Origin of the sequence: Pseudoteredinibacter isoporae, assembly GCF_011602085.1 — a bacterium.
In the GTDB taxonomy this organism is placed as follows: Bacteria; Pseudomonadota; Gammaproteobacteria; order Pseudomonadales; family Cellvibrionaceae; genus Pseudoteredinibacter; species Pseudoteredinibacter isoporae.
Genome location: NZ_JAAONY010000001.1, coordinates 625,710 through 639,855, shown reverse-complemented (window position 1 = coordinate 639,855; position 14,146 = coordinate 625,710). Strand labels below are relative to the sequence as shown.

The following is a 14,146-nucleotide window of genomic DNA, read 5'->3' as shown; positions in this document are numbered from 1 at the left end:
ATCTATCAATAGTGTTTTACAAACCGTAAATGGCTTCGGCCTGATCGCGATGAATGTAACCGTTTTTAACATCGCTCATCAGGGATTCCCGACAACGCTTTTCCGGTTTACCCCAGCCACCGCCAGTGCCGGTAATTAAACGAATTAAATCACCTTCCGCCAATGGAAAGCGACTGGTTCGGGCAAAACGACCTTTTAAATTACCCGCCTTGTCGAAAACTTCAATACGATTGCAGCTGCCATCATGCCCCCCGTCGATTCCCCAGGGCGGCGTTTCGGCGCGGCCAAAAAAGCTGGAAATATCGGCGGGCGCGGCCAGTACGCGATACTCGTGCACCACACCCAGGCCACCGCGAAACTCGCCTGCGCCAGCGGCTGAGTCGGTATCAAAACTATAACGCTCCACGCGAATACCGTAACGGGCTTCCAGGATTTCCACCGGAATATTACTGGTCTCGCCATTGCCGACACAGAACTGACCGGACTCACCGTGTTTATCCACGCCAGCACCCCAGCCACCCACCAAAGGTTCGACCAACAAATAATTTTCATCGCTATCAGGTAAACGTCCGGACAGGTTCATGGTGCACACTGAGCCAAACTGCCCTGCGGTAATCACACCCGGCAATACGTCCGCCAATGCACGCCGGGCGACATCCGCCGCGCAAACCATGGCTTCAAAATAAGATGACACCGGAGCGGGACGCTGGGCGGTCAGCAATGTGCCTTCGGGGCAAATCACTTTCAAGCGACGAAAACACCCTTCCGTAGCCGGCGCATCGGGTTGCACCACACCCATAAACACTTCTCGCGCGGCAGACACCAATACCCCCATGGAACAGTTAATCGGACCGGGTGCCTGGGCATCGGTGCCGCTGTAATCGAGAGTGAATTCGTCGTCGCTGATGCTGACTTTAACTTTTACCGTAAACGGACCATGACCCACGCCATCTTCGTCGATGACATCCTCCGCCGTCCAACTGCCTTTGGGCAACTCTTTAAAGCGTTCCCGAACCATGGTGTCGCCGTGATCGAGCAGACTGTCGATGGCTTGCAAGGTAATATCCCGTCCGTATTTTTCCATCACGGCGAGAAAACGCTGTTCCCCCACTTGCAGAGACGCCGCGCAGGCATGCAGATCCCCAAGGGTCATATCCGGCAATCGAACATTGGCCGCAATTAAATCCAGCAGCGCCTGGTTGGCATTACCACGTTCAAACACTTTAATGCCGGGAAACTGCAAACCTTCCTGATACACTTCACTGGCATCGGCGCTGTAGCTGCCTGGGTCTTTACCACCGATTTCGGTCCAGTGCGCTTTGTTGGCCGTCCAGGCAAGCAGCTCATCATTAAAAAATACCGGGCGAATCATACAAACATCGGAGAGATGTGTTCCACCCCCGGAGTAAGGATCGTTCAGGATAAACACATCGCCCGGAAAAATATCCGACAGGCTGAATTTTTTCAGCAGGGTTTGCACGCCGCCATCCAGCGTACCAATAAAACCGGGAATGCCATTCCCCTGGGCGATTAAACGACCCTTGGCATCGGTAATGCCAATACCGTAATCCAGGGACTCATAAATAATCGGGCTTTTGCTGCTGCGCTTCAGCGCCAGAAACATTTCTTCACCAATGGCCACCAGTGAATTCTTGATCACTTCGATGGTAAAAATATCCATGGGTTTTTGAGTGGGGGTTTGCATAGACTTTTGCATGGCTCAGGCCTCCAGATAGATATGTAAGCCGCCGAAGCCATCCACCTCTACGCGGGTGTTGGGTTCTACAACCGTGGTCGTTGTGCTTTCTTCGATAATGGCTGGGCCACACAGCTGCATACCATGCAGCAGCTTTTCACGTTGGTAGACAGCAGCGTCATGGACGCCCAAATCGTCGTAGTCGACCGAACGAGTTTCCAGCAAAGCCGATGATGCATCGCCGCCTGTTTTTTCCTGGGCCTTTAATTCGGCCTTATCGAGCAAGGCGTAGGACACCAAGTGAAAATTTACGACTTCAATCGGAGAATCGGCTAGTTGGAAACTGTATTCCTGCTCGTGACTTTTATGGAACACGGAAGACATTGCTCCGATAAATTCTTCTCCTTCCAGATCCAGATCAGCCACTCGCACCTTCACGGTATGCTCTTGTCCTTGATAGCGGGCATCAAGATACAGTTCGTGCAGCAATTGTTCCGAGCCAAAGCCATCTTTACCGTAATCCCCTTCAGCCTGTGACAGTTGCTCGGCAAAGGTGGCTCGTATTTCCTGAATGCCGGCTTCGGTAAGATCCAGACGGTGAGTACGAATATAATCCCTGCGTAAATCGATCATCAACATACCAAAAGCCGAGAACACGCCAGCCAAGGGCGGAATGATGACTTTGCGCGCATTCAGTTCACGCGCCAGTGCACAGGCGTGCATAGCACCGCCACCTCCAAAGGCCATCAGGGCAAAGTCTCTGGGATCATGACCACGATTCACAGAAATTAATTTAAGAGCATTGACCATATTGGCGTTGGCAATTCGAATCACACCGTGGGCCACATCAATCGCATCAACACCCAACGGTTCTGCCAGGGTTTCAAAGGCAGTTTGTACAGCACTCATATCCGGTTCGATATCACCGCCGGCAAAATTATTCGGATTAATTTTTCCCGTGATTAAATTGGCATCGGTGGTTGTCGCTTGTTGACCACCACGTCCATAAGCAACAGGCCCGGGAGTGGAGCCTGCACTTTTGGGGCCGACTCGCAAAGAACCCGCCGCATCAAGATGGGCAATACTGCCGCCGCCGTTTCCAATCTCAACAATATCGATGACTGGCGTTTTAATCGGGTAGCCCGCAGTCGTGGCGGTTTTTTCGATGATATATTCGGTGGTTACGCGCGTTCGTCCCCGATGAACCAAGGAACATTTTGCCGTGGTGCCACCGATGTCCAGCGCCATGATATTGCTTTCATCGATCAAACGACCATAAGCAACCGCGCCCAACATGCCACCGACCGGGCCGGATTCCACCAGACTGATCGGATTTGCTTTCGCAGCCTGCAACGTTGCGATTCCGCCATTGGATTGCATAATAAAAGGGTCGCTGGCCAGGCCTTGATCGGCCAGTTGTTCCTTCAAGGTGTTGAGATAATTTTGCGCTGGCGGCAACACATACGCCGATAAGACCGTGGTACTGCTGCGCTCGTACTCTCGCCATTCCGCGCAGATTTCATGGGAACAAATAATATGTACCGTTGGCCATTTCTCACGAATGTATTCCGCCGCAAGCTGTTCATGCGCCGGGTTTAAATAGGCGTGCAGAAAGCACAGGGCAATAGCTTCTACACCGTCGTCTTTAAAATCTGCAATGATGCTATCCAGCGCTTCCAGCTTGGGCGCTTCGATAATTTGCCCACGATGATCCAGACGCTCCTGAATCTCTCGGCGCAAATAGCGCGGGACAAACGGCTCGGGCTTGCGATAGTAGTTGTTGAAAATATCCGGTGTATTGCCACGGGCGATTTCCAGTACATCCCGAAAGCCGGCCGTGGTGACCAAAGCGGTCTTCACCCCTTTGCGCTCCGTGAGTGCATTGATGACCACGGTTGTCCCGTGCGCAAAAAAACTCACCTCACTCAGGCTCAATTGGGCCTTGGCCGCTGCATTGATCACTCCCTGGTCAAAGTTAGGGTAAACCGTATCACTCTTGACGGCCTTAATTTCACCTTCCCGGATGTACACCAAATCGGTAAAGGTGCCTCCGACATCAGTCGCCACTCGCAGATTCATTGCTTATCTTCTCACCTAGCATTGGATATTCGTTGTATCTCAATACGGTACCAAGATGCCGCTGCATATGATTTCGTTAGGACGTCGGTGGGCAATAGGATATTTTTTATCGGCTGCAGCTGCGCAAGCCTGTACGGTACAGACCCCAATGGTTGACCCCCGCCACAGAGGAAAGTTAGGCTAGACTCGCACTCATGAGGGCTTAGCCATGAAACGAAGTATCAAGCTCGATCGATTGAATCGTCGGATTTTGACCTTTTTACAGAATAACGCGCGCATCAGTAATATTGATCTGGCCAATGATGTGGGCTTGTCCCCGAGTGCCTGTTTGCAGCGCACCAAAGCTCTGGAAGAAGCGGGCTATATCCACAGCTACCTGACCGTGGTGAATCTCAACAAGATCTGTGAAAACGTCACCGCTTACCTCGACATCACCATGAATCATCATGAGCAGCCGACCCTTAGGCGATTTGAAAAAGCCGTGAAAGCGTATGGCAATATCGTTGACTGCATGCGTATGTCTGGCGGTTCGGATTACATGGCTTTCTGTGTGTGCTCTTCGGTCGCGGAGTTGAATGAGTTGTGTGAAGAGCTACTGGGACAGGATTTGGGAATTCAACGCATCGATACCCGAATTGTGATGGACACCCCCAAGTGGATGGGGGGTTACCCGTTGGATGATTTGCGCTGGCGTGATGGCGGCGATGAAGAAGAATAATTCTTTACCTGCACCCAGGTTCAGCTCGCTCTGAATCCACCCTAAATCCAGCGACGTACCGTTTGCTGGTATTCACTGTACGCTTCTTGAAACTTGCGTTGCAGCTGTTTTTCTTCTGGCCCAATCTGATAGTTATTCAAATACCAGACGAACAACGGCAGGGCCGCAATCGACAGCAGATTTCCACTGAGCACGATAGCCCCCGCGATAAACATCGCAAACCCCAGATACATGGGATTGCGACTGAAACGAAATACACCCGAGGTGATTAATTCGCTGCTCGCTCTGGGGTTGCGCGGGTCAACGGTGGTGCCGGCAAAGTGGCATTGCAGAACCGCGACGGCACAAATACCCGCCGCCGCAAAACAGATCAAAGCGGCCAATGCCGACTGAGCAGCAAAGCTCAGCGATAACATGGGCAATAGCTGGTGAAACAAAAACACCAGGCCAGTAAACACAAACATCAACAACAGTGGCGGTATTTTCAATTCCAGACGCATTGTATTGTCCTGAACGGGCTTATGGATTCCGGGAGGTTGCATTTTCCTGGGCAGGAATCGACGCTGTAGGTTCATCGATAATCACCAAAGTACCGGCCAGTTTATCGTGCCAACCTTGTTTGCGCTTATCGAAAGCCACCCAGATTAATCCCAGCAAAAGAGGAAGTATGGATACGATATAGGCAAAGTAACGACCAATGGTCTGACCAACACTTAAACGCCCGAGGGTTTCGGCATCAACGATTTTAATACGAAACACCATTTTGCCCGGGGTTGCGGATTTGTAATACCAAAATAACCAGACCGCCAACATAGGCAAAATATTTTGCACGATGCTGGCACCGGCACTGCTTTCGCTGTAGCGGGCGAGATCGAAATCCACCATCCACAGAACCAGCGGTACGATCAACAGGGAAAAAACAAAACCATCGATAATGTGGGCTACCAGGCGAATCCAAAAGCCTGCGTACTTTGGGGTTTCCATCATCTCATCTTCCTTTTTCAGAAACCGAATTTTTCGGCAGTGTAGCCCACTTAGACGAGGTTTACATTACACCCAGCTCACGCAGACGCTCTTGCAAATACTCTCTGGCGGTATAGCGGTCAGACAGCTTTACTTCCGGGCGCGGGTGCAGGAACAGGGGCAGGGAGATACGCGCGCGGCGGCTATCACTGCCTTCGGGGTTAATCACACGGTGTGTGGTTGATGGGAAGTAGTGACCTGAAGCCTCTTGCAACATATCACCAATATTGATGATCAGGTTGCCGAATTCACATGGAATATCCAGCCAGTCCCCTTCTTTGGTTTTCACTTGCAGACCGGGCTCATTGGCAGCCGGCAAAATGGTCAACAGGTTGATATCCTCATGGGCCGCAGCACGAATCGCTCCGGGCTCTTCATCGCCCTGGAACTCGGGATAGTGCAGAACACGCAGAAGGGTTTTTTCGCTGCCTTCAATCATATTAGTCAAAGGCTCGCTGTAGTAACGGGCAACGTCCGCCGGGCTGTGGCCTTCCACCCAGGTCAGTAATTCACGGGCCAAACCATTGGCTTGCTCGTAGTAGTTATGGATTTCTTCTTTCAGTGCAGATGGGCACTGACCCCAGGTGTAGTAGTGAAAGTACTCTTTGATGTCTTTCACTTCATGACCTTTGGCGACTTCAGATACGGATTTCGGGAAGAAGCCGTCCTGGGTATCCACATTAAATTCATACTGGTCTTTTTCTTCGCTGTCGAAGAACTGCTTCCAGTTGGCATAAATTGAGCTCACCAGATCTTTCGAGATCGGATGGTTCTTCAGCACACCGAAACCGGTGTCTTTCAGGGATTGCACAAATCGGGCTTGGGCATCTGGGGCCTGGTAATCTACGGCCTCGATACGGGTAGTCATATTTCTCTCCAATAAAGCGATGGGGCTGGCCCCATAGTCGGCGGCATTATCGCACTATTGTTTGGGAAATACCCAATCCAGATCATGAGTAGGCTTTATTAGCATGGAGTGATATTCAACCGAAGTGGTCGGGCTCTGGCGTAACGCCTATAGGCCCTCATCGAAGCAATCGACGTTCCGATGAGGGCTCATTCACTTACTTCCGAAAATCAATCAGGCTGTTCGCCGTTAACCAGGCAAACGCTGTGTAAACCGCTGAGGCCTGACGCATCGTTTCCGGCGGTACATTGGCCATGGTGTCGTTTTCAGTGTGGTGGTAATCAAAATAGTCGGTCAAATCCGAATCGAAGTTAATGGCCGGCATACCCGCTTTACCCAATACCGAAATATCCGACTGGCCCTTGGCACTGTTGGATGGATGCAAGGCAACGCCATAAGGCTTCAGCAACTCGGCCATTTGCTTGATGGCGGCTAATGATTTCTCACCCACACCCGGGCGCAACTGGTGAATCATGCGAGTACCGGAATCCCATTCAGCACCAATAATGTGATTACCCAATTTGTCTTTGTGCTTCTCGTAGTACTGCTTTACGCCGTACAGACCGATCTCTTCGGCGCCAAAGAGAATCACACGAATCGAGCGCTTGGGCTTTTTGCCGCTGTCGATGATGTGTTTGGCGGCAGCCATGGTAATGGCAACGCCCATGCCGTCGTCCACCGCACCGGTGCCAACATCCCAGCTATCGAGGTGGGAACCCAGAACCACAAAATCTTCTGGGCGTTCGGTACCGGTAACTTCACCGATCACATTCGCGGTTTTAACATCGGCGGTTTTGCGGGAGCTGATGTTGATCTTCAAGGTGACCTTATCACTGCGCTTCATCATGCTTTCCAGCAGATCGGCATCGGGAATGGACAAGGCCGCTGCCGGGATCGTGGATTTATCACCTTGGGCACCCGTGTGGCCAATACGGTCATTGTCGGTACCGACAGAGCGGATCAGAACCGCAGAAGCGCCCTTGCTCGCCGCCACTTCGGAACCCAGGTAGCGCTGCTTACCGGCGACACCATAATCGGCACCATCGATGGATGGTTTCATCTGATAACCGATATAGGCAATCTTGCCTTTCAAACTGCCCGCCTCGGCGGCTTTCAGGGCATCCAGATTCGGGAAGGCAACAACCTGGGCCTCAATACCGTCTGCCGGGGTAGGGACACTGCCACCCAGAGCGATGGCAACCATGCGCTGAGGAAAAGGGGATACCGCTTCGACACTGATATCACCGCGCTCCCACCCCGGAGTGGTCACCGTTTCAGTCCAGACGCGATCAAAGCCCAGCGCTTTCATTTTTGCGACCGCCCATTCGATGCCCGCTTTGTCACCCGGGGTGCCGACTCGGCGTGGACCCACTTCGGTGCTCAGGCTCTCATCCAGTTGGTAGGCCAGCTCGGATTTCCCCGCTTTTTCAGCCAGGGCCTTTGCCTGCGCCAGATTTTCAGCGCTGAACTCAGCCGCCATAAGACTCAAAGGGGTTAACAGGAACGCCATGCCAAGCACGGCCTTTTGCATAAAGGTTCGCATCACTCGATCACCAGATGGTTGGATTTGTTTAGTTTTCAGGCAAATAGCTGGACTTTGTCAGCTTATGTAGGAAATTTACATATTTTTGCTGTATTTACTACATATCTTGGCTACTATTTTCCCAAACGTAACCAAGCAACATAATCAAAACGATAGTAAACCCGATAACAGCAAAAGATTGTCAGTAGGATGGAGCTGAAGTCACCGTGAAACCCGCCGAATTAACACAACGAATCTCTGAATCATTGGACGATATGCGCAAATCCGAGCGCAAGGTTGCCGAGTATGTGCTGAGTCACCCAAGCGACATTATTCATATGCGTATTGTCGACCTGGCTGCGAAATCCGAGGTGAGTGAGCCCACCGTGGTGCGCTTTTGTCGGGCGGTTGATTGTGATGGCTTCCAGGAATTCAAATTGCAATTGGCCCAGCAGCTGGCTTCCAGCCCCAGCTTTGGTCAAATTGCCGTGACCGAAACCGATGCTGTTGAGGAATTCACCCAAAAGGTCTTCGATTCAACCGTCGACACCCTGTTGCAGGTTCGCGATCGCCTGAACCCGGAAATTCTGGATCAGGCGGTAACCGCGCTTTGTCTGGCCAACCGCGTGGAGTTTTATGGTTTCGGGGCCTCGGGCGCGGTCGCAGCGGATGCCCAGCACAAATTCTTCCGCCTGCAACTGGCTACAGCGGCTCACTCAGACCACCATATCCAGAATATGTCGGCCATGAGTATGCAACCCGGTGATGTGGTGGTGGCCATTTCACAAAGTGGCCGCACCAAGGCCTTGCTGCATTCCATGGAGATGGTCAAAGCCATGGGCGGAATCGTGATTGGTCTGGCCCCAAGCGGAACACCGGTAATTAAGAATGCCAGTATTCCCATCGAAGTGGATGTCGAGGAAGACATTGAGATCTATACCCCGCTGTCTTCGCGTATCGCACATCTGGTGATTATTGATGTCCTCGCAATTGGCGTTGCCCAGCGAAAAGGGCCCGAGTTGCATGATCATCTATTCAAACTGAAACAAGGTCTGCGCTCGTTGCGCATCCAGCCGGAAGACCGTTCCAAGTAAACGATTCTTTCACTTTCTTTCCATTTCCCCGTGTAACGCCCTCTGCCTGACCCTCAATCCCTCGGAGTTCAGGCAGCCTCTGGTTTCACGGTTCGACCCTTTCACTTTATCCGGGTATTCCTTTGGGAGCCGGGGCCTTCAGAGTGGTTTCGTGCCATCTGCGAAAGCCTGCTCCCCCCAAGAAACTCGCGATCTTGCAGCAAAAAGCATGAAAATTCATATATCTGCATGAAACTCCCCATGAACCCGCAAATACAAAATTGCCGTCAAATAGTTATTTACATATAAAACACTTATGTTTAAATTATTATTGTAACGCTTAAATTAACGTGTAATTTTTATTCCCATAATATGAATAATCCACTGCGTTAATGCCCAAACATAATAAAAACCCAAGATAATAAAAAATAGGACAGCACGATGACTTTCAAGAAGAACGCTCTAAGCTCGACCATCGCATTTCTTAGCACCGCCGTTATTTCCTACGCTAGCCAGGCCCAGATTCTGGAAGAGGTTACCGTGACCGCGCAAAAGCGTGAACAAAGCCTGCAGGATGTGGGCATCGCCGTCACCGCCTTCAGTGGTGACCAGATGTCAGCACTGGGGGTGAGCCAAAGCCATGACATCGCCACCTTCAGCCCCGGTGTGCATATCTCCGGTAACCTGGCCGGGCAAAATACCCAGTTCACCATTCGTGGTGTTACCCAGAACGACTTCAACGACATCGTGGAAGCACCTAATGCCGTATATCTTGATGAAGGTTATCTCGCCATCGCCCAGGCCCAAACTTTTGCGGTATTCGATGTTGATCGGGTAGAAATTTTGAAAGGCCCCCAGGGCACGCTGTTTGGGCGTAATGCCACCGGTGGTCTGGTACATTACATTTCCCGCAAGCCCAATATGGAAGAAGTGGAAGGGTATCTTGATTTGACCTTTGGCCGTTTTGATACCCCCGCCGATGCCAATAAGTGGACGTTGGAAGGTGCCGTGGGCGGCCCATTAACCGACAAGCTGGGTGCACGTGTTGCCTTTAAAACCAACCAGCAGGATGGCCATTTAAAAAACGTGTATCCCTTTGGGGCGAACAGTAATCTACCGGGCGGCGGCTCACCCGGTACAGGCTCCGGTGCCGATCTTGGTGGCGACGACACCACTGCCGGACGCCTGAATCTCACCTACGAAGCCAATGACACCACGACCGTTAACTTTTCGGCAAACTACGCCAGCTCAGAAGCGAGCACGGGTCCTTATCAATCAAAATCCACCATTGCGGTTCTCGATGCCAATGGCGAGCTGATTAACGTGATTGATACCCCGGCTGGCGAAACCCGCTTGAGTATTCAGGGTGACGGCGACGGTGGGGGTGATGTTATCGATGGCGATCAGTTTATTCCCGGGGGTGGCATCGGTTTAAGCGGACGTCCGGTGCCCGGCGGTGACTTCTTTGGTTATGTCGATCCCGATGGCGATGATTTTACGTTCTCTGGTGATTTTGCCTTTGAAGATCAGGGCTCAACCGATACCTGGGGTTTGAATTTCAATCTTTCAAAAGAGCTGAGTGACTCGGTTACCATGACCGCCATCACCGATTATAAAGACTATGAAAAGCTGCTCTTTATCGATGTCGATGCCGCACCGATTAATCAGCTGGCCAACTATGCGGGCGTGGACGCCAGCAGCTTTTCCCAGGAGATTCGTTTCAACGGTGAAACGGAATCCAGCCGCTGGGTAGCCGGTTTGTATTATTTAAATATCGACAACCATTCCGACAACGGATTGAAAGCGCCGGTTAACAGCATTGTAGATGCGCTTTTCCCACCAGTGGATATTGGTGTGCAAGCCAATCTGGAAACCAATTCCTACAGTGTCTTCGGTCAGATTGAATACGATCTCAGCGATAAGCTGGCACTGACCGCTGGCCTGCGTGTGATGGAAGAGAAAAAAGATTTTGATATTGAAGTCGGTGTTTATATTTCCCAGGGCAACGACACCGTTAACCAGGGCTCACCAATTCCGAACGCTTTTGGTGCGGGCTCCCCGTTTAATCACGATCTTGAAAGCTCGGATACCTTTTGGACCGGTAAGGTGCAACTGGATTACCGTCCGAACGATGACTGGCTGTTGTATGCCGGCATCAATCGCGGCGTGAAAGCCGGCAGCTTCAATGCGCCGTTACTCGGTGCCTATCTCGGTTCCGGTGGCGAAGCCGCCTTGCCCTATGATGAGGAAATTCTGCTGGCTTACGAAGCCGGTTTTAAAGCCACTTTGGGTGATGGCAGTACTCGCCTGAACGGTTCCGCCTATTACTATGATTACAGTGACTACCAGGCCTTCCTCTTTGTTGGTGTGGGTGGTGTTGTCATTAATGCCGATGCGGTCAATAAAGGTGTGGAACTTGAATTGATTACCAGCCCGGCCCAAGGTTGGGACATTTTGTTAAGTGCTTCCTATCTGGATGCTACCGTAAAAGATATTCTTTTACGTTCCGGCTCACCGCTGCCGCCTCGTGATGTACGCCCAACCTATGCACCCGAGGTTCAAGCCACGGCGCTGGTGCGTTACGAGTGGGAAGCCTTTGGTGGCATGATGCACGTGGCCGCCGATGTCAGTTACTCGGATGAGTTCTACTATAATCTGCGTAACTTTGACGCCGATAAATTCGACAGCTATGTGATGACCAATGCTCGCCTCGGATGGGCCAGCAGTGATGACACTTGGGAAGCGTCTTTGATCGTTCGCAATGTGACGGACGAACGCGCCGGTGTTCAGGGTTTCGATCTGGCCACCTTATGCGGTTGTAATGAGGTATCTTATCGCGATCCACGCTTTACCGGTGTGAACATCAAGTATCGTTTTTAAAAAGCGCTCATTAAAGGGCTGTATTAAAAATAATGGCGGTGCATGAACGCGCCGCTTTTTTCCAAGCTTCTTATCTTGGAGATAATCGTGATTAAACGCCGACAATTTTTGCAGGCCAGTGCTCTGGTTTTCAGTTTCAATGTCGCTGGCAGCTGGCTCGAATTAAATTGTGCTCAGGCCGCTGAGTTAAAGCTGCCTTATCAAAATTTCAATAAAACCCAAGCGCTCGATTTATCACGTCTGAGCGAGGGATTGGTACCCGGAGCTGCCCAAGCGGGAGCCGTACATTTTATTGATCAACAGTTGCAACGCGATGGCGCAGAAAACTGTTTGCTGATGATTCGTTATCTGGGCGTTGATCCACCGTTTAAACCGTTTTATCTCGCCGGCCTGGAGGCCGCTCAAAAAGCCGCAGGTGAGAAATTCAACAAAAGCCTTGCTCTGCTGAGTGATGACGAGTTAAACACGTTTATCACGGCAATGGCCAGCGATGCTCTCAAAGGTTGGCAGGGACCGCCAGCCTCTTTTTTCTATTTTGTTCTGCGCGCGGATGCTGTCGATGCGAAGTACGGAACCGAACTCGGCTTTGCGGATCTCGCTGTTCCCTATATGGCGCATATAAAACCAAAAACAGCCTGGTAATACTGTGACGACAATTATTCAAAATGATGAAGTCGATGTGCTTGTTGTTGGCTCTGGCGCGGCGGGCAGTCTTTATGCCGCTGTAGCGGCCAAGGCGGGCAAGCACGTTATGATTCTGGAAGCCGGCCCGGAAAGAACGCTAAACGATTTGCAAAGCTCACAAATCTGGGCTCGTCAACTCAAGTGGGCGGGCAGCCCAGTTGAGGAAAGCGGCAATCATAAAATTGGCCACAACTTTAATTCCGGCTTTGGCACAGGCGGTAGCGCGGTGCATCATTACGGGGTGTGGCCACGTCTGCATGACAATGATTTTAATACCCAGAGCGACTACGGTGTGGGCCTGGACTGGCCAATTAACTACGCTGATTTGCAACCGTTTTACGATCGCATTCAATCCCATATTGGTCTCAGTGGTGACGCCAAAGCCGAACGTTGGCGACCGAGTGGTGAAGCTTATCCGATGCCAGCTTTGCCCATTTTGTCCCAGGGGCAGGTCATTGCTAAAGGTTTTCAAGCCAAGGGCATGCACACGGCACCGATTCCCTATGCGGTTAATTCCCTTCCCAAAGGCGAGCGACATTCGTGTATTTTTGATGGCTGGTGCGACGCCGGTTGCCCGAACGGTGCGTTAGCCAATCCTTTGGTGACCAGTCTGGCGGAAGCCAGGCAACACGGTGCCAAGATATTTCATCGCTGCCAGGTTCGTCGAGTATTGTTGAATAAGCGTGGAGACAAAGCGCTGGGTGTTGAATATCAAAATGCTGCGGGTGATATTTTTTCTCAGAAAGCCAAGGTTGTTGTGCTGGCGGCCTTTACGGTTCAAACCGCTCGATTACTGTGGTTGTCCGAACACGAAAAACACCCCAGGGGTTTAGGAAATAATCACGATTTACTCGGCCGCTATTTAATGACGCACCCAGCCCATACGATTTGGGGATTATTTAAGGAGCAAACCCAACCGCATATGGGTTTGAGTGGCGGGCAGTTAATATGTCAGGATGGTTATGCAAACAAACAAGCAAAGCCGAATCGCTATGGCAGTTATCAGTGGTTGATTGCCAATGCCTGCAAACCCAATGATTTATTGGGCATCGCGACATCGCGGGCGGATTTGTTTGGTAAAAAGCTCGAAGCGTTCATGCACGATGCCACGAAGCATTTCGGCACGATGGTGGGCATTTGTGATGATATTCCTCTGGCCGATAATCGCATCACTTTGAGCCAGAAAAAAGACACTCTTAACCTTCCAATCGCAAAAGCCCATCACGATATCGATCCGCGCGTTGCCACGTTGACAGAACATATGGTGAAAGAGGGACTGGATATTTTTAACGCCGCTGGTGCCAGGGAAAGTTGGACTGGTCCGCGAGCCGGCATGCACATTATGGGTGGTACGGTGATGGGGGATTCGGCAAAGACTTCGGTCTGCAATCCATTCGGTCAGTTACATGATGTGGCCAATGTTTTTGTGGCCGGACCCAGTCTTTTTCCAACGAGTGGCGCGGTAAACCCCACTTTTACGGTTTCAGCCTTGAGCTTGATGGGCGCCGAGCATATGCTTAAACACTGGAGTCAGTTAAGCTAATTTTTATTTCGGTATTGCATT

Annotated in this window: 11 protein-coding genes; 5 read left to right on the top strand and 6 right to left on the bottom strand. The window is 51.3% G+C overall.

Annotated elements, in window-relative coordinates; translation table 11 throughout:
- Nucleotides 1-16: 16 nt before the first annotated feature.
- Complete coding sequence (locus G8768_RS02735) at nt 17-1,717, bottom strand: hydantoinase B/oxoprolinase family protein (protein ID WP_243749350.1); 1,701 nt, start codon at nt 1,715-1,717, stop codon at nt 17-19.
- 3 nt (nt 1,718-1,720) lie between these two features.
- Entirely contained in the window at nt 1,721-3,775 is a 2,055-nt protein-coding gene (locus G8768_RS02730; RefSeq protein ID WP_184679347.1) for a hydantoinase/oxoprolinase family protein, read from the bottom strand.
- A 208-nt stretch (nt 3,776-3,983) separates the two neighbouring features.
- Between G8768_RS02730 and G8768_RS02725 the strand changes: the two genes are divergently transcribed.
- A complete protein-coding gene (locus tag G8768_RS02725) occupies nt 3,984-4,493 on the top strand; it encodes an Lrp/AsnC family transcriptional regulator (RefSeq protein WP_166851737.1) in 510 nt (169 codons plus the stop codon).
- 41 nt (nt 4,494-4,534) lie between these two features.
- Here the strand turns inward: G8768_RS02725 and G8768_RS02720 are convergent, their stop codons facing one another.
- From G8768_RS02720 to G8768_RS02705, 4 genes are all read right to left on the bottom strand, one after another.
- Nucleotides 4,535-4,993: a methyltransferase family protein gene (locus tag G8768_RS02720; protein WP_166851739.1), complete on the bottom strand. Its 459-nt coding sequence runs from the start codon at nt 4,991-4,993 to the stop codon at nt 4,535-4,537.
- Nucleotides 4,994-5,012: 19 nt separating this feature from the next.
- Entirely contained in the window at nt 5,013-5,480 is a 468-nt protein-coding gene (locus G8768_RS02715; protein WP_208020061.1) for an RDD family protein, read from the bottom strand.
- Nucleotides 5,481-5,538: 58 nt separating this feature from the next.
- The gene (locus G8768_RS02710; RefSeq protein WP_166851741.1) at nt 5,539-6,384 is read right to left on the bottom strand and encodes an isopenicillin N synthase family oxygenase; all 846 of its coding nucleotides are present in this window, start codon (nt 6,382-6,384) and stop codon (nt 5,539-5,541) included.
- A gap of 196 nt (nt 6,385-6,580) precedes the next feature.
- Nucleotides 6,581-7,966: a M20/M25/M40 family metallo-hydrolase gene (locus G8768_RS02705; RefSeq protein WP_243749410.1), complete on the bottom strand. Its 1,386-nt coding sequence runs from the start codon at nt 7,964-7,966 to the stop codon at nt 6,581-6,583.
- A gap of 206 nt (nt 7,967-8,172) precedes the next feature.
- On the opposite strand from G8768_RS02705, the gene hexR reads away from it, so the two are divergent.
- The 4 genes from hexR (at nt 8,173) to G8768_RS21230 (ending at nt 14,125) form a co-directional block, all read left to right on the top strand.
- The gene (gene hexR / locus G8768_RS02700; RefSeq protein ID WP_166851745.1) at nt 8,173-9,039 is read left to right on the top strand and encodes a transcriptional regulator HexR; all 867 of its coding nucleotides are present in this window, start codon (nt 8,173-8,175) and stop codon (nt 9,037-9,039) included.
- Between the two features lie 420 nt (nt 9,040-9,459).
- Nucleotides 9,460-11,898 (top strand): TonB-dependent receptor, encoded by a 2,439-nt coding sequence (locus G8768_RS02695; protein ID WP_166851748.1) that lies wholly within the window; start codon nt 9,460-9,462, stop codon nt 11,896-11,898.
- Between the two features lie 87 nt (nt 11,899-11,985).
- On the top strand, nt 11,986-12,540 hold the full coding sequence (locus G8768_RS02690) for a gluconate 2-dehydrogenase subunit 3 family protein (protein WP_166851751.1): 555 nt from the start codon (nt 11,986-11,988) through the stop codon (nt 12,538-12,540).
- A gap of 4 nt (nt 12,541-12,544) precedes the next feature.
- Nucleotides 12,545-14,125 (top strand): GMC oxidoreductase, encoded by a 1,581-nt coding sequence (locus G8768_RS21230; RefSeq protein ID WP_341800962.1) that lies wholly within the window; start codon nt 12,545-12,547, stop codon nt 14,123-14,125.
- Nucleotides 14,126-14,146 lie beyond the last annotated feature (21 nt).

What these genes read in the sequence shown, in the direction of transcription:
- G8768_RS02735 (WP_243749350.1), bottom strand. Translation starts at nt 1,717, where the DNA reads ATGCAAAAGTCTATGCAAACCCCCACTCAAAAACCCATGGATATTTTT.
- G8768_RS02730 (WP_184679347.1), bottom strand. Translation starts at nt 3,775, where the DNA reads ATGAATCTGCGAGTGGCGACTGATGTCGGAGGCACCTTTACCGATTTG.
- G8768_RS02725 (WP_166851737.1), top strand. Translation starts at nt 3,984, where the DNA reads ATGAAACGAAGTATCAAGCTCGATCGATTGAATCGTCGGATTTTGACC.
- G8768_RS02720 (WP_166851739.1), bottom strand. Translation starts at nt 4,993, where the DNA reads ATGCGTCTGGAATTGAAAATACCGCCACTGTTGTTGATGTTTGTGTTT.
- G8768_RS02715 (WP_208020061.1), bottom strand. Translation starts at nt 5,480, where the DNA reads ATGATGGAAACCCCAAAGTACGCAGGCTTTTGGATTCGCCTGGTAGCC.
- G8768_RS02710 (WP_166851741.1), bottom strand. Translation starts at nt 6,384, where the DNA reads ATGACTACCCGTATCGAGGCCGTAGATTACCAGGCCCCAGATGCCCAA.
- G8768_RS02705 (WP_243749410.1), bottom strand. Translation starts at nt 7,966, where the DNA reads ATGCGAACCTTTATGCAAAAGGCCGTGCTTGGCATGGCGTTCCTGTTA.
- G8768_RS02695 (WP_166851748.1), top strand. Translation starts at nt 9,460, where the DNA reads ATGACTTTCAAGAAGAACGCTCTAAGCTCGACCATCGCATTTCTTAGC.